Genomic DNA, 17,480 nt, shown 5'->3' with positions numbered 1-17,480 from the left:
TGGAGACGCCTCCTACAAAAGCCTCCCAGGCTTCCTAAGTGCGTAGGGTGCGATTCCGCTTCGCTCCATCGCACCCTACATCCTGTGAGTAACTCCGTGCTCCCAGTGCCTCTGTGGTGAAAGCCCTTCAACCAGAAAAAACGCGGCCCGGTGCACTTTGCACCGGGCCGCGTTGATTGTCATTCTTGAACCGCTCGCCGCGTCAGATGTAGTAATCCTTCAACGGAGCGAAGCCGTTGAAGCCGACGCTCGAGTAGGTCGTCGTGTAGGCGCCCGTCGAGATGATGTCGATGAAGTCCCCTTCGGCCAGGGCGATCGGCATCCGGTAGTCGGTCTTCTCGTAGAGCACGTCGGCCGAGTCGCACGATGGGCCGGCGATGATCACCGCGCCAGTGGGGGCGCCGTTCTCGACTGCCTCGTCGTGGGGGGTGCGGAACCGGTAGCGGATCGCCTCTTCCATCGTCTCGGCGAGGCCGCTGAATTTGCCGCAGTCGAGGTAGACCCAACGCTTCTCGTCCATCTCGTGCTTGCGCGAGACGAGCACCACCTCGGTGCGGAGCACGCCGGCGTCGGCCACCAGATAGCGGCCCGGCTCGGCGATGATGCGGGGCAGGTAGTCCCCGTAGAGCGGCCCGAAGTGGCGGGCGAGCGAAGCGGCGATCGCTTCGCCGTACTTCTCGATCGACGGCATTTCGCGCTGGTAGATGCCGGGGAACCCGCCGCCGACGTTCACCACGTCGAGGCGGACCGGCTCGGTACGGCCCATCAGCGAACGCGCCAAGCGGGCGGCGATCTCGAGGGCGGCGTCCCAAGCCTCGACATTGCCCTGCTGGCTGCCGACGTGGAACGAGACGCCCACCTTAAGGCCGCGGTCGGCGGCCAGGTGAAGCAGGCGCTCGGCCTCATCCGGGTCGCAGCCGAACTTGCGGCTCAGTGGCCACTCGGCGCCCTTGCCGTCACACAAGACGCGGCAGAAGACGGTCGCCTCGGGGGCGGCTTGCGACAGCTTGTCCAGCTCGGGCTCGGCGTCAAAAGCGAACAGCCGGACGCCCTGGTCGTAGGCGTACTCGACGTGGCCCCGCTTCTTGATCGTGTTGCCGTAGCTGATCCGATCGGGCGTGACGCCGGCATTCAGGCATAGGTCGATCTCACCGACCGACGCGACGTCGAAGAACGAGCCGCGCGCGATCAGTGTGTCGAGGACCGGCCGGCCGGGGTTCGCCTTCACGGCGTAGAACAGGTCCGCCATTGGCAGGGCGGCCTGGAGGGCGTCGTAACGCTGGGCGACGACGTCGGTATCGACCACCACGAAAGGGGTCTGCAGGTGGCTGCTGTTGGCCAGGAACGCCTCGAGCTTCGCACTCGGGTGCATCAGCGCGGCGTCCGTCGAAGGAGAGTCTAGCACAGCACAGGCTGGCGTCGGCTCGCTTACGGGCGCATCCATGGCCTCGTTAACGGCGTTCTCGAAGGTAGTCACCCTCCGGCGACGGCTTTTGGACAATGCAGGGCACCCCCTAGGTACAGATTTTATGTAGTTGTGGGCCGAGAAAAATCGACGGACGGAGAACTATCGACACCCACCGTCCCGAGTGGAAGAGCATTTTTGGAAAGATTTAACGATTCGCCTGCCAACGCTTCTTGGCTCCCCAGGTGGAGGACCCCAATCTGGGTGGAGGGTGGTCGGCAAACTGCCGCCGCTAGGCCGCTATCGTCAAACACTCAAACGTACTTCGTCCATGGGCTGGGTCAAAAAGATTCGCCCCATAAAGCCAGTACGATTGCCGCAGAACTCATGTTCGGCGTCGGTGGACGAATCGTGCTTCAGGCTCTCGGCCGACGACGCAGCACCAGGCCGTTGTCGATCGCGGTGAATCCGACCGACTTGTAGAGGGCCAGGGCGCCCTCGTTCTCGGCCATGGTTTGAGCCTCGACCATGGACGCGCCGCGTCGCTGAACGAGCTTCAGGGCCTCGTTGAGGAGGTGGGTCGCCGCCTTACGGCGGCGGTAGATGGGATCGACCCACAGGTCGGTCATGCCGACGGTAGGGATGCCCCAACTCGTCGCCAGCGGCTCGATGTCCCAGAAGACAACGTGAGCGATCTCGGCGCCGGTCCCACGGTCGCGGAGGGCGAAACGCATCCGGTCCTGCCCGCCGGTGACACAGGCCTCCCACCAGTGCCGGGGCGGCGGCATGAAGGTTTGCTCGACCGAAGTGTCGCGCTTGATCTGCCGCGTCTCCCGCGGGCCGCCAAAACGGAAGCGGGCCAAGTCGCGTTGCAAGATCACGACACGGCTGGCTTCTTCGTAGTCGTTGCGCAGGAAGTGGGTGAGTTGCCTCTGGTCCGATTCCAGGATGCCCGGCAGTTCGCTCCCGCCGTAAAGCCCCAGGTAGAAGGCGTCGAGCGGACGGATGCCGCCGGCGTAGTGGACCGTAGCGCCCTTGGAGCGTTGGTACTCCTCGCTGCTGGCGATGAGGGCGTCCGCCAGGGCGTCGTATTCGAGCCCCCGTTGTAGCATCAGGATGTGCGAGGTCCCGAGCGTCGTGTCAGGGCCTTCGCCGCGTTCGTCCGGGCCGAAGCCGGCGTGGATGAAACCGATCGGTTGCCCGTCCCGAGCCGCGACGCGGAGGCCTTCCGGATCGAACATTTGCTTCGAGAAGACGCACAGCTCAAGCACCGCCGAATTGATCGGTTGGGCCAGCCCACGCTGCAAGGGCTGGCTCTGCCAAATAGCAGCCAGGGCTGGCGGGTCCGAGTTGCGGAAGGGCCGGATCTCGAACACTTAGCGGCAGGGGGGCGAACGCCAGGTGGGGAGAGGGAAAGGCGCTGGGGGTAAGCAGCGGCGTGTTAACCGTCGCTCAACCGAACCAAGATCGTACCCCCTTCGATCCGCACCGGGTAGCGCCGCTGGCGGATATGCTGGCTGAGGAGCTGCTGGCCGGTCATGGCGTCGTACTGCCAGCCGTGCCAGGGGCAAGTCAGCGTACAGCCCTCGAGCTTCCCGCGTCCCAGCGGCCCCCCTTGGTGGGCGCACATGCCATCCAGGGCATGGATATCGCCATTAACGTTCACGAGGGCGACAATCGCGTCGCCGACAACGGCTTCCGCAGCCGTGCCGGGCGGCACGTCGGCGAGTTCGGCGGCGGGTAGCCAATCCGTGTTCGGCATTGAGGAAAGAAGCAGAGCGAAGAAGCAACGGGTGCGCAGCGACCTGTGGGAGGGGTCTCCAGACCCCCGATTGCACGCACCATACCCAAACGGCTTGGAGACCGAAATCGGCGTCTGGAGACGCCTCCCACAATAGGGAACAAGCAAGGACGCTACACCGCTTGCGGCTCAGTCTTATCCTTGGAGGTGGCCTTCCTCCGAGACGGCGGCTCTCCTTTCCAGCGCCGATGCACCCACCAGTACTGGGCCGGCTCCCGACGGATCACCTCTTCCAGCCGCCGCGTAAACCACTCGGTCAGCAGCGGCGTGGTCCCCAGTTCGAAACCCTCGGCCCGTGGATCAACCGCATCGACGCCGCTGATGCGGTACTTGAGAGCTGCGTCGCCGCGTCGCTGGACGCCCACCACCACCGTCGGCGCCGCGTACGAAAGCGTGAACAGCGACACCGCCTTGTGCGTCGAAGCCGGCTTGCCGAAGAAATCGACCCAACAACCTTTCGGCCCGGCGTGCTGGTCGCCGAGCAGCGTCAGCACGCCGCCGCCCGAGAGCACCCGCTCGACGTCATCGCGGCTCCCCGTCTTCGGCAGGATGAACTGTCCGGTGCGGCCACGGAACTCGTTGACGTACCGGTCGACAAAGCGGTTATCGAGCGTCCGGGCGATGGTGTGCGTCGGCAGCCCGAAGACGCCCAGGACGTAGCCTCCCAGCTCGAAGTTACCGTAGTGTGCCGAGATCACGACCTTCGGGCCGTCGGCGAGGACGGTCTGGAGAATCAGGTCGTCGCGGTCGAGTTCGATCCAGTCGCGCCAAGTGGTGCGGTGGACCTTTCGCGGCGTGTGGGCGATCTCTGCGACCATCAAGAACAGGTGCCGCCACATTTGCTTCATGGTCCGCTCTCGCTGAGCGTCAGACCAATTGGGGAACGCGATCGCTAAGTTGTTTTCGACAACCCGGCGGCGCAGCCGCAGCACGTCGTGCATCAGCCACGCCAGCGCCTCGGCCCCGCGTTCGCAGATGCTCAGCGGCAGGGCCTGCACGAGGGCGATCGTCCCGCGGAGGCACAGGTAGGCGGCGTAGTCGATCGCGGTTCGCATGAAGGGCGGCATGGACCGATTCTGACGGGCGTGGCGGGGCGACGGAAAGACCGATTACGCCGATTGTTATCGTCGTCCGCAGCGCAAGCCTGTGGTTAACCAAGGTGGCAGCCGAACAGCCACTCGACTTCGACGGATATTTTTTCCGTCCGCCAATCCCAACACGCCATTATCCGCCATGGTTGCCGCTCCCGTTGCACCGCCGGTCGCTACGAACGACCTGCCGATCGATTTCAACCGCGAGCTATTCAACGCCGTCGTGGACGCGGTCCCCAAGGCGCTGGCTATGTGCGGCGCCAAGGCCAGCTGCGTCGGCGTATCGCGGATGCCCTCCAAGCAGTACGGCGATCTGACCGGCCTGATCGGCGCGCACGGCCGCGTTTCGGGCTTTATCGCGGTGAACATGTCCAAGCGGCTCGCCCTGCACGTCGTCGATGGCCTGCTCGGAGAGCGGCATCCCGACCTCACGCCGCAGGTGATCGACAGCGCCGGCGAGGTGACGAACATCATCGTCGGCGGAATCAAGTCGTCCCTCTCACGCGGCGAGTGGGCGTTCACGAACATCACGGTCCCCAGCGTCGTCGTCGGCGACGGCTACCAAGTCGCCTTCGCGACGGGGCTGGAGTTGCTCGAGGTCTGCTTCGAGGTCGAGAACCCCGAAGCGATCATGGCAAGCGACCGCTTGCTGCACGTGACGCTATCGCTGCTGAAGCTTTGAGATATCGGGGCTCGCGACTGTCTTTGCCGCGTATTAACCACAGAGCCACTGAGGACGCCGAGGAAGGCACTGAGGAATTTCTCTGTGCGTCGCTCCGTGCCTTCTGTGGCTCCGTGGTTAACTAGCTACCGCCATGGGTGTTTCGAGACACCCATTTCGAAAGCCGATTTCAAGCCTCATCACTCGCGCGGAGCCACGGGGCGACCGTTGGCGTGTTCGCGACGATCTCTTCGGGCTTGAAGTACAGGGCGATCTCGCGCTTCGCGGCCTCTTCGCCGTCCGAGCCGTGCACTAGGTTCATCTGGCGGCTGCTGCTGAAGTCGCCGCGGATCGTCCCGGGCGCCGCCTTGAGGCCGCTAGTGGCGCCGAGCATGTCGCGGACGACCTGGATCGCTTCCAGGCCCTCGAGCACGCCAGCTAGCACTGGACCGCTGGTGATGAACGACTCGAGCGTGGGGTACCAGCCCTTCTCGACGTGCTCGGCGTAGTGCTGCTTCGACAGCTCGGGCGTGATCTGGATCAGCTTCATCGCCACGAAGTTGAGGCCCTTCTTTTCGAAGCGGGAGATGATCTCGCCCATCAAGCGGCGTTGGAAGCAGTCGGGCTTGAGCAGGATCAGCGTGCGTTGCATTGCGGTCGCAGGGGCCAGTGGTGGTGAGGAAACTCCAGAAGGGCCCCGGATTCTAGGCCGGCGCCGGCATTGCCTCAACGGGAGGTCACCGAAGGCGAGCCGTCAGCGTCAGCGTCCGGAGGAACCTTGGTACCTGCGGCACTCCGGACGCTGACGCTGACGGCTCGCCTATGGCTCGCTAGCGTCGGCCCCTCGCATCTGCTCTGGATCGTTACCGCCCATCTGCTAGCCTCCGCCGTGTTGACCGTAGTGCGGGGGGGCCGCCGGAGTTTGTCTGAGATGTATCGCTACGCCCGCCTCTACGCGCTCCTACCGTCGCTTTTCTGTCTGGTTGGTTGCAGCAGTAGCTCACCGGCTGTGACGAACCCCTTCACGACGGCCGACCGCGTGCCCCCGCCGACGATTCGTTCGGTCGATGGCGCCACCCCCGCCTTCGGATCGCCCGCCGCGACGACGGCCCCGGCCTTTGGCGCCGCCCCCCCTTTCAGCCCCGCGGCGCCGGCTTCGATCAATGGCGGTACGGCCTCGCCCTACACGTCGGGGTCTCCGTATGGCGCGCCCCCGACCGCCGCGCCGTCCTACGGCGCACCGCCTTCGACCTACGCCCCTGCGGGGACGACACCGGCCCCCGGGACCGCGACGCCCTACTACGGAGCGTCGGCAAGTCCGCGTTCGATGACCCCAGGCGATTCGATCTCCGTGCAGCCCGATTCTGGCGCGCTTCGCTTCGCGACGCCGAGCGAATCGCTGCTGGCCCGGCAACAGTCGCAGCCCGTCGCCCGTTCTGGATCGGAGCAGTTGGCGATGAGCGCCAACACCCAGCGTCCCGCTGCGACCGCCAGCGGCTGGATCGCGGGTTCGGCGCCGGTGCGGACCGACACGCTGGCCGGCAGCCCCCGCGTACGTGTCCCAGGCGAGAGCCTCGGCTACGAGCCGGTGAGCCTCGCCGCCATCAACGGGCAGCAGAGGGTTCCGATCGCGCCGCTTGAACCGGCGCCGACGGGCGTCAGGGCCGGCGAACCGGCGCCGCTGCGGGTCGCAACGCCTCCGTCTAGCACCGGCTGGCGCTAAGCGGTGTACGATAGAGGGTTCAGCCTCTCCCCTGCCCCGCGTCTGTACGCCGCTTTCTTCGAGCGGTTTCCCCGTTGAAAACGATCCCGCAAGGCGTCGCCCGCAAGATCCAGATGCTCACCGGCGGCCCGGTGAAGCGGCGGCTCGCGCAGTGGGCCTCGTGCCTCGAGCCGATCAATCGCCTCGGGCCCGAGTACGAGAAGCTCAGCGACTACGACCTACGCAAGGAGAGCCTCTCGCTCCGTTACCGCGCCCGCAGCGGCGAGCCGCTCGATCGGCTGCTGGTGGAGGCCTTCGCCCTCGTGCGCGAAGCGGGCCGACGCACGAAGAACATGCGGCACTTCGAGGTTCAGCTGCTGGGCGGCGCCGCGGCGCATTACGGGTCGATCATCGAGATGCAGACCGGCGAGGGCAAAACCCTCACCGCCACCCTGCCGACGTACCTGGCCGCGCTCGAAGGCAAGGGCGCGCACATGGCGACGGTCAACGACTATCTCGCCGCCCGCGACGCCGAGCTGATGGAGCCCGTCTACAACGCGCTGGGCATGTCGATCGGCGTCATCCAGTCGCAGATGCCCCAGGCCGAGCGGCAGAAGGCCTACGCCTGCGACATCACTTACGGCACCGCCAACGAGATGGGGTTCGACTTCTTGCGGGATCGGCTGCTGAAACGGCGGATCAGCGAGGGCGCGCGGGACCTCTTCGGCGAGATGCTCACCGGTGGCGCCAGCGGCGGCGCGGGCGAGAAGCCCGTGCAACGCGACCTGCACTTCATGCTCGTGGACGAGGCGGACAGCATCCTCATCGACGAAGCGCGGACGCCGCTCATCATTAGCGCGCTGCCCGGCGAAGCCGAGGAGATCGCCGCCGAGGCGTACCAGTGGGCCGCGCAGCAAGCCGCCGCCGATCCGCCACAGTTCATCGATGACGAGCACTACGAGTACGACCACAAAGACAAGCAGGTCAGCCTCACGCTCGCCGGCAGGCGGCTTGTCCGCGAACTGCCCAAGCCCCCGGCGATGGACCGGGTTGCGCTAGCGGAAATCTACGAGTACGTCGAGCGCGCCATCAAGGTGAAGCGTGAGATGTTCCTCAATCGCCATTACATCGTCCGTGATGGTGAGATCGTCATCGTCGATGAGTTCTCCGGCCGCCTCGCCGAGGGCCGCAAGTGGCGCGCTGGCATCCACCAAGCCATCGAGGCCCAGGAGGGCGTCGAGATCACCTTTGCCACCAACCAAGCGGCGCGGATCACGATCCAAGACATGTTCCTCCGCTACCACCGTCTGGCGGGTATGACGGGCACGGCGAGCTCGAGCGCGCCCGAGTTACGGAAGATCTACAAGGTCCACGTCCTCCCGATCCCCACCAACCGCCCACCGATCCGCAAGCAGTTGCCAACGCTCGTCTACGGCACGGCCGATGCGAAGTGGCGGGCCATGGTCGAGGAGATCAAACAGATTCACGCCACGGGCCGACCGGTGTTGATCGGCACCCGCTCGATCGACAAGAGTGAGGTCCTTTCGGTCCTGCTCAAGGAAGCGGGCATTGAGCACACCGTGCTCAACGCCAAGCACATCGCCAAAGAGGCCGAGATCGTTTCCGCCGCCGGCGGGCAGGGACGCGTCACGGTCGCGACGAACATGGCGGGGCGCGGCACCGACATCAAGCTCGGCCCGGGCGTTCACGACCTCGGGGGCCTGCACGTCATTTGCTCCGAGTTGCACGAGTCGCGCCGCATCGACCGCCAGTTGATCGGCCGCTGTGGACGCCAGGGGGACCCCGGCAGCTACCGTCAGTTTCTTTCTCTCGACGACGAGATCCTGCTGCAAGGCTTCGGGCCGCGGAGATACAAACGCCTCGTCGAACGTGGCAAGTCGACCGGCGACGCGTCGCTTCGCGGGCTCGAAAGCGTCTTCACCCGCGCCCAAGACCGCGTCGAGCGCCGTCAATTCCGTGATCGCAAAGTGCTGCTGTATCACGAGAAGGAACGGCAGAAGATGCAAAGAGCCATGAGCCAAGACCCCTACCTGGATTCACCAGGTTAAAGGGCGAGCCGGGAGCGTTAGCGACCGGAAGGAAGTTGGTACCCGGCGCCCTCCGGTCGCTAACCAGGATTATGCAAGGGCTAGCAGTGAGAAATCGGTTGGTTTCGTCCATGAAGCGTTAGCGCGTTGTGTCCCCCTCCTTCTTCAGAGGGAGGGGCTAGGGGAGGGTGCTGAAGCGGGTACCAGCGTTCCACCCCCTCCCCCCCTTTTCCTGGATAAAGCGGCCTCCCCCGAAAGCGGTGGAGGGGGACATAACGCGCTAACGCTTCTTTTGTCTGCCCAACGTTGAACTGCTAGCCCTTGCATAATCCTGTAACGCTCCCGGCTCGCCGTCTTTTTCGTGAACCTTCGCGGTATTCACGGGGTCGGTCACGAATGCCCGTCGAGGGCGCGACGACCATGAAGACCAAGACCAACACCGCCGAACGCAACGTGACGCTAGCCAAGACGCTAGCGCCAGAAGACGTGCGCCCTGGCGATTACGTCGCGGTGCTCAGCGAAGAGTACGAGTACGCGGCGTTTGCTTGGAGCTGTGACTCGCCGCTAACCAGCGACGACCCGCTGATCCGCGTCCGCTTCCGTCCGCGCGAGACCACCGACCCGCTACGCGTGATCGACGCGTGCCTGCCGTTCGTGTTCGTCAAAGAGCCGAAGGGCAAAGGCCGCACGCTCGACCTCCGCGCGGTGCGCCTCGCGCGGCTTGATAGGGCGTACGCGAAGCGCGTCTGGAAGGCACTGGGCTCTCGGGCGGCGAAGGCCTAAGAGCGGTCAACGCGCCGATTGATGGGGGTGGGGCTGTTGCAGCTCAAAAGCCCGCCGCGATCAGCGCATCGAGTTCGCTCTTCAGCCGCGGCAAGATTTCGTCGTACCCAAACCGGCCCAGTTCCTCTTCGCCGCGCTTGAGGTTCACGAAGTTCGGTCCGCACCAGAGGCCGAGGTCGGCGTCGTCGGTCTCGCCGGGGCCGTTCACGCGGCAGCCCATAACGGCGATCGTGATCGCGTGGTCTTTGGCGTAGCGCGTCATCTCCTTGACCTTCTCGGCCAGCTCGACGAACGCCTCGTTCTCGACGCGGCTGCAACTGGGGCAACTGATGATGTTCATCGTCGGCAGGCCGTAGTCGACGACGCTGCGGACGCGGCCGGCGTAGATGTCGGCGACGATCGAGCGACCCGCTTCGATCTCTTCTCGCTTGCGATGATTGGGGACCGTAAGCGACACCCGCAGCGTGTCGCCGATCCCTTTGGAGATCAGCTGCTCGAAGGCGATGCGCGTCTTGATGACGCCCTCGGGCGGGATGCCCGCCTCGGTGACGCCCAGGTGGATCGGAACGTCGGGCCGGGCTTCGGCGAAGCGTGTGTTGACCTCGACGACGAGCTTCGGGTCCGAGTCCTTCAGCGACACGCAGTAGCGCGTGAAGCCGAGCTCGTCGAGGTACGCGCAGTGATCGAGCGCCGACTCGAGCATTGGGCCGATCGAATCCTCCGGCGCGTACTTCGCCTTCTTCGCCGGATCGACGCTGCCGCAGTTGACGCCGACGCGGATCGCGCAGTCGTTGTCTCGCGCGACGCCGATAAGGTAAGCGACCTTTTCTTGCCACGGCTTGTCGCGCTCGTGGTGGTAGAGGTGCCCCGGGTTGTAACGCAGCTTATCGACGTGCGGCGCCACCAACTCAGCAAGCCGATAGTTCTCTTGCAGATCGACCGATAGGTTCGCGGTGGTTTGCTTACGGATCTCGGCGAGCGCCGCGGCGTCGGCCTTACTATCGACAGCGATCCGCACTACATCGGCGCCAACGCCCGGCCCGCCGTCCGCCATCCGATTCACTAGCGCCACCGTGGCGTCGATGTCCTGCGTGCTGGTCGCCGTCATGCTCTGCACGGCGATCACGTTGTCGGCGCCGATCGTGATCGAGCCGATTCTGACGGGACGTGTAGGGTTTCGCTTGATCTCAACCATGATTCTTAAAGCTAACCACAAAGGAACGAAGGAACAAAGGAAGACTACATGACGCAGTTCGTAGTCGCAGGCTTACGTCCTTTGTTCCTTTGTGGTTCATAAAACTCCTTCCCAGAGGGCCGAGCCGATGCGGACCATCGTTGAGCCTTCGAGGATCGCTTCGTGGAAGTCGCCCGACATGCCCATCGATAGTTCTCTGAGAGGAAGGTTGGGCGTGGCGACGCGGTCTCTAAGCTCTCGCAGCGCGGCGAAGTTGTGGCGGGCCGTGTCGCGGTCCCCCTCGCGGGCGGCCATCGTCATCAGGCCCTCCACTTGGACGTTCCGGTAGGCGCCGAGTTCCCCGAGCATCGCCGGCAAGTCGTCGGCAGCGAAGCCGTGCTTCTCGGCGTCGCCCGACTCATTGACCTCTAGCAGCACCGCCATTGTCTTACCCGCAGCGGCGGCCGCGTCGTTCACCGCTTTGAGCAAGCGGAGCGAATCGACGCTATCGATCGCCGCAGCCACTGAAACGGTGCGGTCCACTTTGTTCCGTTGCAGGTGGCCAATCATCCGCCACTGGATCGGCAAACCGAAAACCTCCGGCGCCTCGGCCTTCGACCACAAGAGCTGCGGTCGTGACTCACCGAGCACTGTGCAGCCCGCCCGCACCAGCGCCGCCGTTTCTGGAGGGCCAACGTACTTGCTGACGCCGACAAGCGTCACGTCGCCTACCGATCGCCTCGCCGCCTCGCATGCCGCCGCGACCTGCTCACGAACCCGCTCGACATTGCCACGAACAACGGCGTCGAGGTCGGAGCCTAACATTTCAAAAATGGAACCACAGATGAACACGGATCAACACAGATAAGTAATCGGGTTTGGCGTCTGTCAGAGGAGCCATCGTTGTTCATCTGTGTGCATCTGTGGTTACTCTAGCTCCGGCCCTTCGATCTGGAAGTATTCCTCGACGACCGCATCCGGCGACTTGTATTTGCCGACGAGCATCTCGCACGACAGGTTTTGGCCCATTAGCGTGCGGTTGCCGAGCTTTTCCAGCGAACGGTAGATGAACCACTGCTGCTTGGCGGCTTGGACACGGTAGCCGATCGCGACATCGGGCGTGACGGTCTTCAGCGACTCGGCGACGGTCAGCTGGCGCCAAGTCCGCTGTTTGGCGAACCGCGGCGCCGAGAAGTCGAACCACAGGAACGACGCGGCGTTGCGGCCTTGGCGCTGGCGGGTGAGGACCAGGGCGTCGCCATTGGTGAAGAGCTCGCCGCCGCGCGGGTCGTCACGCCACTCGGCGAGGTCCAGCGGCACGAGGCCGGCGACGGTTTCGTCGCCGGCAACGAGCATCGCTTCGCGGGTCTCTTTCTCGGGCTGCAAGTTGACGCCGGCGCCGAGCGGGATCCGGGCGGTGGTTTCGAGCTGGGCGCCGTCGGGGATCGCGGAGAAGAGCGTCTCGGCGAGGAAGCCGACGCCGTCCTTGCGCGAGAGGAAGAACTGCCGTTCGAGGCGTCCGCCTCCTACTAGCGGCAGCGCGACCTCGAGATAGTCCCCGTCCTCGTCGGTGTGCCAGCACTGGCATTCCCAGTCGTCGGTCGAGCGGACCGGTTCGCCGTTGATCTTGGCGTCGATCGGCCACTCGCCCGAGAGCAGCAGGTCGCGGCCGGCGTGGACTTCGATCCGCATTGTGTCCGACGGGTGGGCGACGACGATCCGCGGCGCCTTGTCGCGCCAGCCAGTCGCCAGGACGCCTAGTTCGGCCCACTCGGAATGGTTCGAGGTTTCGGGCTCTTCGAACGACTTGTCGGCCTTGAAGCCCTTCAGTCGCAGCGCCCCGGCCGCCTTGTCGGAGGCGTCGCCACCCAGCCGCAGGGCTTCGCGTAACAACTCATCGGCGCCGCCGAGGTCGGTCGGCGCGAAGGCCAGCCGGCCATAGCGGTCGGCCATGCGGAGGCTTTGCTGCACGACCCACTCGTACTGCGACTGCGCGTCGCTAGTCCATGGCTTGCTGTCGCCCAGCGAGCGGCAGCGGGTCCAGCAGGCCAGCAGCAGCGAGGCGGCGTGCATCCGAGGATCGATCCACAGCGCCGCGCTCAGCAGCCCCTCGCCATCGGTGAGCCGCTCGATGCCGTCGCTGAGGGACTTCTTCGAACCGTCCGTCAACTCGTGCAACGGGCGCAGGTCGCCCAGCTGACGGGACAATAGGAGAGGGAGTTCGCCGGAGAGCAGTTGATCGACGACGGCCTCTTCGCACTCCGTCGACTCTCCCTCCCCGTCACTCGACGGCGGGGCGGCCGCGGCGCCGGACTCTTGGGCGACTTGGTAAAGCGTCTCGGTGAGCGACCACCAAGCGTCGGCACCGAGTCTGGCGGCGAGCTCGGGCAGCGCGGCCGCCCAGGCGACGCACTCGAGGGCAAACACGAGGTCCGCCTCACGCTCGCCGCCGTCGGCGACCCAGCGGTGCGCAGCCGCGACGGCCGTCTGGCCCTTGGCGAGCGGGCCCTCGAGGAGCCATTCGCGCAGCGCCTCGGCGGCGCCGGCGCTCACGCCCCAGGTGACCGCGGGGTTTTTCTTTCCCAGGTGCAGGCCGCTGGACTTGTGCTTGCTGAGGTGCGCGGCCCAGGCCTTCCAAGCCGCTGCATGGTCGTTCTTTTTCCAGGCGTCGCGGACTTCGCCAGGAGCGCTGGGCCGCCACAGTTGCTTGGCGTCGAGCTGCGTGAGGGCGCCGATTGCGCTGCTCAGGGGGCGGGAGTCGGTCGAAGATTTGGGCGGGCGGGCCGTCGACACCGTGGCGATCCTTCAAGGGGTGGCGTTAAGATGCGGGCCGACGGTTACGAAACGGCCCGAATCCGGAGCGGGCCCGAAACTGGAGCTAGGAAGATGGCTAACTCAGACACCCGACCCGTAAGCCGCCGAGTTTATCCAGCTCGCCGCCGTGCTCCTAGTCTTCGCCGACAAACATTCGCCTGCTTGTGCCTCGCTGTCGGCATTTCGCCGGCCTGGGCGCTGGAGCCCCCCGAGAACGCCAAACGGCTCGATCCCAAGTCGCCCGTCTGGATCGACGAGGCCCGCACCTGTGTGATGGTTGACGGCAAGGTCGTGCTGCGGGAGGGCGTGCTGGAGATGTTCGCCTGCCCCGCGGGGACCAAGGAGCACGAGTCGGTCGTCGCGGTCGACACGAAGGCCTACCTTGTCCACACGGGGCTGCTGCTGGTTGGAGCCGAGGAGGGGACGCCCGTCCGCTTTCAGCCCGAGTACAAGCCGCCCACCGGGACGGAGATCGAGGTCAGCATCGAGTGGACCGCCGACGGCAAGCCCCAAAAGGCCCGCGCTCAGGACTGGGTCCGCAACGCCGACACCAAGAAAGCGATGGACCTCCCGTTCGTCTTCGCCGGCAGCGGCTTCTGGACCGACCCCGATTCGGGCAAGCAGCACTACCTAGCCGACGCGGGCGACTTCATTTGCGTCTCGAACTTCGGCTCCGCGATGCTCGACGTGCCCGCGCCGAGCAGCGCGAGCAACAACGAGCTGTGGTTCGAGCCTTTCACGGAGCGCATCCCCGAGTTGGGGACCGAGGTGCGGCTGGTGCTGACGCCGAAGAAGAAGGACGCTGCGAAGCCGGAGGCCCCTGAGGTAAAGCCGGAGGCGGAGACGAAGCCGGCTGAAGCGAAGCCCGCTGAGGAAAAGACGCCGACGTCGAAAGCTGAATGAAGCTGGCACGCCGTCTCCGGGTTCCACCCCCGATTAACATCGGGGGCTCGCCTGAGTTTCTTCGACAGGGTCGCCGGGATCTATCGAATAGGTTCCTGATCCTGTCGATCCTGCAAATCCTGATTGACTTCCCTGCATGTCCACCGATTCGATCGAGATCACGCCAGTCGCCGGCCCGCTGAACGCGTCAGTGCGGCCGCCGGGGTCGAAGAGCCTTACCAACCGCGCGTTGGTGTGCGCGGCGCTGGCGGACGGCGAATCAACGCTCAGCGGCGCGCTGGTGAGCGATGACACGCATGTGATGATCGAGGGGCTCGGTCGCTTGGGTATTCCGATCGATGTCGCCGACAACGGGACGACGCTCCGAGTCGCCGGCGCGGGGGGTCAGATCCCGGCGATCGAAGCCGACCTCTTCATCGGCAACAGCGGCACCACGGTGCGGTTCCTCACGGCGATGGTGACCCTCGGCCACGGCGCCTTCCGGCTCGATGGCGTGCCGCGGATGCGCGAGCGGCCGATCGGAGACCTTGTTAAAGCCCTCAACGCGCTCGGCGCGACAGTGCGCTGCGAATCACCCGGCGGTTGCCCCCCCGTCGATGTCCACGCCAACGGCCTGCCGGGCGGCGCGGCGATGGTGCGCGGCGACATCTCGAGCCAGTTCCTCAGCGGTCTGCTGATGGCGTGTCCCTGCGCCGACGGCCCGGTGACGCTCGAGATCGAGGGCGAACTCGTCAGCAAGCCCTACGTAGCGATGACTCTCGAAGTCATGCGGTCGTTTGGCGTCGAGGTCTCGGCGCCCGACGACCTCTCGCGCTTCGAGATCGAGCCGGTTGGCAGCTATCAGCCGCGCGACTACGCCATCGAGCCCGATGCCTCCGCCGCGAGCTACTTCTGGGCCGCCGCGGCGATTTGCGGCGGTGAGGTCACGGTCGATGGCCTCACCCGCAACGCGTTGCAAGGCGACGTGGCGTTCGTCGATTGCCTCGAGAAGATGGGCTGTCGCGTCAAACCTCTTGCCGAAGGGATCAAAGTGATCGGCCCCGCGCCGGGCGAAAAGCTCCGCGGCGCCACCCTCGATATGAACGCCATCAGCGACACGGTGCAGACGCTCGCCGCGGTCGCGCTGTTTGCCGACGGGCCAACCGAAGTGACCGGCGTCGCCCACAACCGTCACAAGGAGACCGACCGCATCGCCGACCTCGCGACCGAGCTGCGCCGTCTCGGCGCGTCGGTCGAAGAGAAGCCCGACGGGCTCGTGATCACACCGGGCGAACTGCGGCCCGCCCTGGTCGAGACCTACGACGACCACCGCATGGCGATGAGCCTCGCGCTCGTAGGCCTCAAGCAACAGGGTGTCCGCATCGCAAATCCCAGCTGCACCGCCAAGACTTACCCGAACTATTTCGAGGACTTAGCACGCGCTGTGCAGCAGTGATTAACCCAAGCAATCAGCAGGGCGCGTTCCAGCCGGGCCCGTCAGGTAGCGGATCGGTCCAAACCCAAAATTAGTCCCTGATTACCGACCCGCATTCGCCGCGGCCATCTCTTGCCGACGCCGTTCAACGGCGCGCAGCAGTTCGTCGGCGCGGTCCAGCAGCGCGAGACCCGATTCCGAAGCCCGCGGCGCACGCGTTGCCTGCTGCGCTACGAAGCTTGCGTTGCAATGCTGACAGGCAATCCCTTTGCCTAGGTAGTCGACACGGACCTGCAGATTACGGCCGCAGGCGGGACAAGGCTGTACGTAAAAGACCGAGCCTGGCATCGCAGTAGCCTCCATGTAACTCGGGGAAGAAAAGCCTGAGGGTAACAGTTTACGCAATCTGGGCCCCGGCGTCCAACAGAACTGCGAGATGTGGTAGACCACACTGCCCACCCCCTGAAGAGGGGGTTCGGGTCGCAGTCGCGGGGCTTACCGGGTAGGATCACCGAACGGGCGGCGAGGTTCCGGGGAAATCTTCCTTCCTGGCAGCTTTCCTGGGCACGTGCGCTCCGCTCGCTGGTTTATAAGGAACTAAGAGGGGCTGTTGCGGCGTCGGACTGCTTCTTCCAGTCGGCCTAGATTGCGGCTTTCTACGGAGATTTCCGGGGTGGTAGGGAATCGGCTTTACACGGGTGTGGTGATCGTTGGTTGGCTAGCCGCCATGAGTTGGCTCGTCACCGACCGGATCTTACCGCCCTTCTATCGAGGGGACGCCCCCGCGACCCGGCCGACGAATCAGGTCGAGCCCGTTGCCTGGCGAATCGAAATCGGCGGCAAAGGCTGCGGCCTCGCCGTGCTCCAGGCGGTGCCTGGTGAAGGGGGCGTCAAGGAAGTCCATAGCCTGATGAAGCTCGATCACATCGAGGCCCCTCCCGGCGCCCCGGTCTGGCTGGCGCCGATGCTCAAGACGCTCCGCAATATCTCGCTCACCATGCGGACGACCACCGTCTACGACGGATTGGACGAGCTCTCGTCGTTCCATTCGAAACTGCAATTGACCCGCCCCGAGGTGCCGATCGACATCCGCGGGCGCGTCCTCGACAAGATGATGAAGCTGACGATCCGTGTCGGCGATCTCACGAAGCGTTACGACCACCCTTGGCCAGGCAATAGTGTCCTCGGCGGCGACGTCACGCCCAGCGGCCGGTTGCTGCCGCTCTACGAAGGCCGGCGTTGGGTGCAAGAGGTCTACAGCCCTTTTGGGTCGCCTAGTGAGCCCACCGAGCTAATCATCGCCGAAGTGACCGAGCCCCTGCGACTGACCTACAACGGCGTTAGCACCGACGTATGGCGTGTGCAGTTCCGCTCGTCGGAAGTGACCGGCAGCACCGACGAGGGCCGCCTGCGGGCGGACTTGTTTGTCGCGACCGATGGCCGCATCCTTAAACAGGAGACGCACTTCCTCGGCAGCAAGATCACGTTCCACCGCGAGTCGGATGAAACGTCAGCCGAACTCGCGTCGCTGTTGGAGTTGGAGAAGTACGCCACGGTGGCGCCGTCGTCGGTCGCGGCCGCGCCGGACGCCGAGGGGCGTCTCCAAGCCGATGGGGCGCCGCCAATTTCCGTACCAGCCTCCTTGGGCGTCAACGCGGCCCTCAACCGATAGCGGCCGACAGTC

Annotated in this window: 15 protein-coding genes; 7 read left to right on the top strand and 8 right to left on the bottom strand. The window is 65.3% G+C overall.

The window, feature by feature from the left end; all coding sequences use genetic code 11:
* Positions 1-202: 202 nt before the first annotated feature.
* The 4 genes from Spa11_RS13700 to Spa11_RS13685 form a co-directional block, all read right to left on the bottom strand.
* The gene (locus Spa11_RS13700) at positions 203-1,444 is read right to left on the bottom strand and encodes a type III PLP-dependent enzyme (RefSeq protein WP_197529389.1); all 1,242 of its coding nucleotides are present in this window, start codon (positions 1,442-1,444) and stop codon (positions 203-205) included.
* Positions 1,445-1,821: 377 nt separating this feature from the next.
* On the bottom strand, positions 1,822-2,781 hold the full coding sequence (locus Spa11_RS13695; protein ID WP_145113164.1) for a GNAT family N-acetyltransferase: 960 nt from the start codon (positions 2,779-2,781) through the stop codon (positions 1,822-1,824).
* A 65-nt stretch (positions 2,782-2,846) separates the two neighbouring features.
* Complete coding sequence (locus tag Spa11_RS13690) at positions 2,847-3,167, bottom strand: Rieske (2Fe-2S) protein (RefSeq protein ID WP_145113162.1); 321 nt, start codon at positions 3,165-3,167, stop codon at positions 2,847-2,849.
* Between the two features lie 152 nt (positions 3,168-3,319).
* On the bottom strand, positions 3,320-4,261 hold the full coding sequence (locus Spa11_RS13685; RefSeq protein ID WP_197529388.1) for a lysophospholipid acyltransferase family protein: 942 nt from the start codon (positions 4,259-4,261) through the stop codon (positions 3,320-3,322).
* Positions 4,262-4,439: 178 nt separating this feature from the next.
* Between Spa11_RS13685 and Spa11_RS13680 the strand changes: the two genes are divergently transcribed.
* Positions 4,440-4,979 carry a chemotaxis protein CheX gene (locus tag Spa11_RS13680; RefSeq protein WP_145113158.1) on the top strand — a complete coding sequence of 180 codons (540 nt, stop codon included), beginning with the start codon at positions 4,440-4,442 and terminating at the stop codon, positions 4,977-4,979.
* Positions 4,980-5,148: 169 nt separating this feature from the next.
* Here the strand turns inward: Spa11_RS13680 and ndk are convergent, their stop codons facing one another.
* Entirely contained in the window at positions 5,149-5,610 is a 462-nt protein-coding gene (gene ndk / locus Spa11_RS13675) for a nucleoside-diphosphate kinase (protein WP_145113155.1), read from the bottom strand.
* Between the two features lie 357 nt (positions 5,611-5,967).
* Between ndk and Spa11_RS13670 the strand changes: the two genes are divergently transcribed.
* The 3 genes from Spa11_RS13670 to Spa11_RS13660 all read left to right on the top strand — a co-directional run bounded on the left by Spa11_RS13670 (position 5,968) and on the right by Spa11_RS13660 (position 9,491).
* On the top strand, positions 5,968-6,681 hold the full coding sequence (locus tag Spa11_RS13670) for a hypothetical protein (RefSeq protein WP_145113153.1): 714 nt from the start codon (positions 5,968-5,970) through the stop codon (positions 6,679-6,681).
* Positions 6,682-6,755: 74 nt separating this feature from the next.
* Positions 6,756-8,729, top strand: a complete 1,974-nt coding sequence (locus Spa11_RS13665; protein ID WP_391503293.1) for a preprotein translocase subunit SecA — start codon at positions 6,756-6,758, stop codon at positions 8,727-8,729.
* Between the two features lie 399 nt (positions 8,730-9,128).
* Positions 9,129-9,491, top strand: a complete 363-nt coding sequence (locus tag Spa11_RS13660; protein ID WP_145113151.1) for a hypothetical protein — start codon at positions 9,129-9,131, stop codon at positions 9,489-9,491.
* Between the two features lie 43 nt (positions 9,492-9,534).
* On the opposite strand, the gene Spa11_RS13655 is transcribed toward Spa11_RS13660, so the two are convergent.
* The 3 genes from Spa11_RS13655 to Spa11_RS13645 all read right to left on the bottom strand — a co-directional run bounded on the left by Spa11_RS13655 (position 9,535) and on the right by Spa11_RS13645 (position 13,458).
* Positions 9,535-10,686: a flavodoxin/ferredoxin-dependent (E)-4-hydroxy-3-methylbut-2-enyl-diphosphate synthase gene (locus Spa11_RS13655; RefSeq protein WP_145113149.1), complete on the bottom strand. Its 1,152-nt coding sequence runs from the start codon at positions 10,684-10,686 to the stop codon at positions 9,535-9,537.
* Positions 10,687-10,782: 96 nt separating this feature from the next.
* Complete coding sequence (locus Spa11_RS13650; RefSeq protein ID WP_145113147.1) at positions 10,783-11,490, bottom strand: YggS family pyridoxal phosphate-dependent enzyme; 708 nt, start codon at positions 11,488-11,490, stop codon at positions 10,783-10,785.
* Positions 11,491-11,592: 102 nt separating this feature from the next.
* A complete protein-coding gene (locus tag Spa11_RS13645; RefSeq protein WP_145113145.1) occupies positions 11,593-13,458 on the bottom strand; it encodes a hypothetical protein in 1,866 nt (621 codons plus the stop codon).
* 183 nt (positions 13,459-13,641) lie between these two features.
* Here Spa11_RS13645 and Spa11_RS13640 point away from each other — a divergent pair, with 183 nt between their 5' ends.
* From Spa11_RS13640 to Spa11_RS13630, 3 genes are all read left to right on the top strand, one after another.
* Positions 13,642-14,382, top strand: coding sequence for a YdjY domain-containing protein (locus Spa11_RS13640; RefSeq protein ID WP_145113143.1), 741 nt, complete (start codon positions 13,642-13,644; stop codon positions 14,380-14,382).
* A gap of 136 nt (positions 14,383-14,518) precedes the next feature.
* Positions 14,519-15,817: a 3-phosphoshikimate 1-carboxyvinyltransferase gene (gene aroA, locus Spa11_RS13635; RefSeq protein WP_145113141.1), complete on the top strand. Its 1,299-nt coding sequence runs from the start codon at positions 14,519-14,521 to the stop codon at positions 15,815-15,817.
* A 706-nt stretch (positions 15,818-16,523) separates the two neighbouring features.
* Positions 16,524-17,468, top strand: a complete 945-nt coding sequence (locus Spa11_RS13630) for a hypothetical protein (protein WP_145113139.1) — start codon at positions 16,524-16,526, stop codon at positions 17,466-17,468.
* Positions 17,469-17,480 lie beyond the last annotated feature (12 nt).

This window comes from Botrimarina mediterranea (assembly GCF_007753265.1).
Taxonomy (GTDB): Bacteria; Planctomycetota; Planctomycetia; order Pirellulales; family Lacipirellulaceae; genus Botrimarina; species Botrimarina mediterranea.
This window is presented reverse-complemented; position numbering and strand designations above follow the sequence as displayed.

What these genes read in the sequence shown, in the direction of transcription:
- Spa11_RS13680 (WP_145113158.1), top strand. Translation starts at nt 4,440, where the DNA reads ATGGTTGCCGCTCCCGTTGCACCGCCGGTCGCTACGAACGACCTGCCG.
- ndk (WP_145113155.1), bottom strand. Translation starts at nt 5,610, where the DNA reads ATGCAACGCACGCTGATCCTGCTCAAGCCCGACTGCTTCCAACGCCGC.
- Spa11_RS13690 (WP_145113162.1), bottom strand. Translation starts at nt 3,167, where the DNA reads ATGCCGAACACGGATTGGCTACCCGCCGCCGAACTCGCCGACGTGCCG.
- Spa11_RS13685 (WP_197529388.1), bottom strand. Translation starts at nt 4,261, where the DNA reads ATGCGAACCGCGATCGACTACGCCGCCTACCTGTGCCTCCGCGGGACG.
- aroA (WP_145113141.1), top strand. Translation starts at nt 14,519, where the DNA reads ATGTCCACCGATTCGATCGAGATCACGCCAGTCGCCGGCCCGCTGAAC.
- Spa11_RS13655 (WP_145113149.1), bottom strand. Translation starts at nt 10,686, where the DNA reads ATGGTTGAGATCAAGCGAAACCCTACACGTCCCGTCAGAATCGGCTCG.
- Spa11_RS13660 (WP_145113151.1), top strand. Translation starts at nt 9,129, where the DNA reads ATGAAGACCAAGACCAACACCGCCGAACGCAACGTGACGCTAGCCAAG.
- Spa11_RS13630 (WP_145113139.1), top strand. Translation starts at nt 16,524, where the DNA reads ATGAGTTGGCTCGTCACCGACCGGATCTTACCGCCCTTCTATCGAGGG.
- Spa11_RS13700 (WP_197529389.1), bottom strand. Translation starts at nt 1,444, where the DNA reads ATGGATGCGCCCGTAAGCGAGCCGACGCCAGCCTGTGCTGTGCTAGAC.
- Spa11_RS13650 (WP_145113147.1), bottom strand. Translation starts at nt 11,490, where the DNA reads ATGTTAGGCTCCGACCTCGACGCCGTTGTTCGTGGCAATGTCGAGCGG.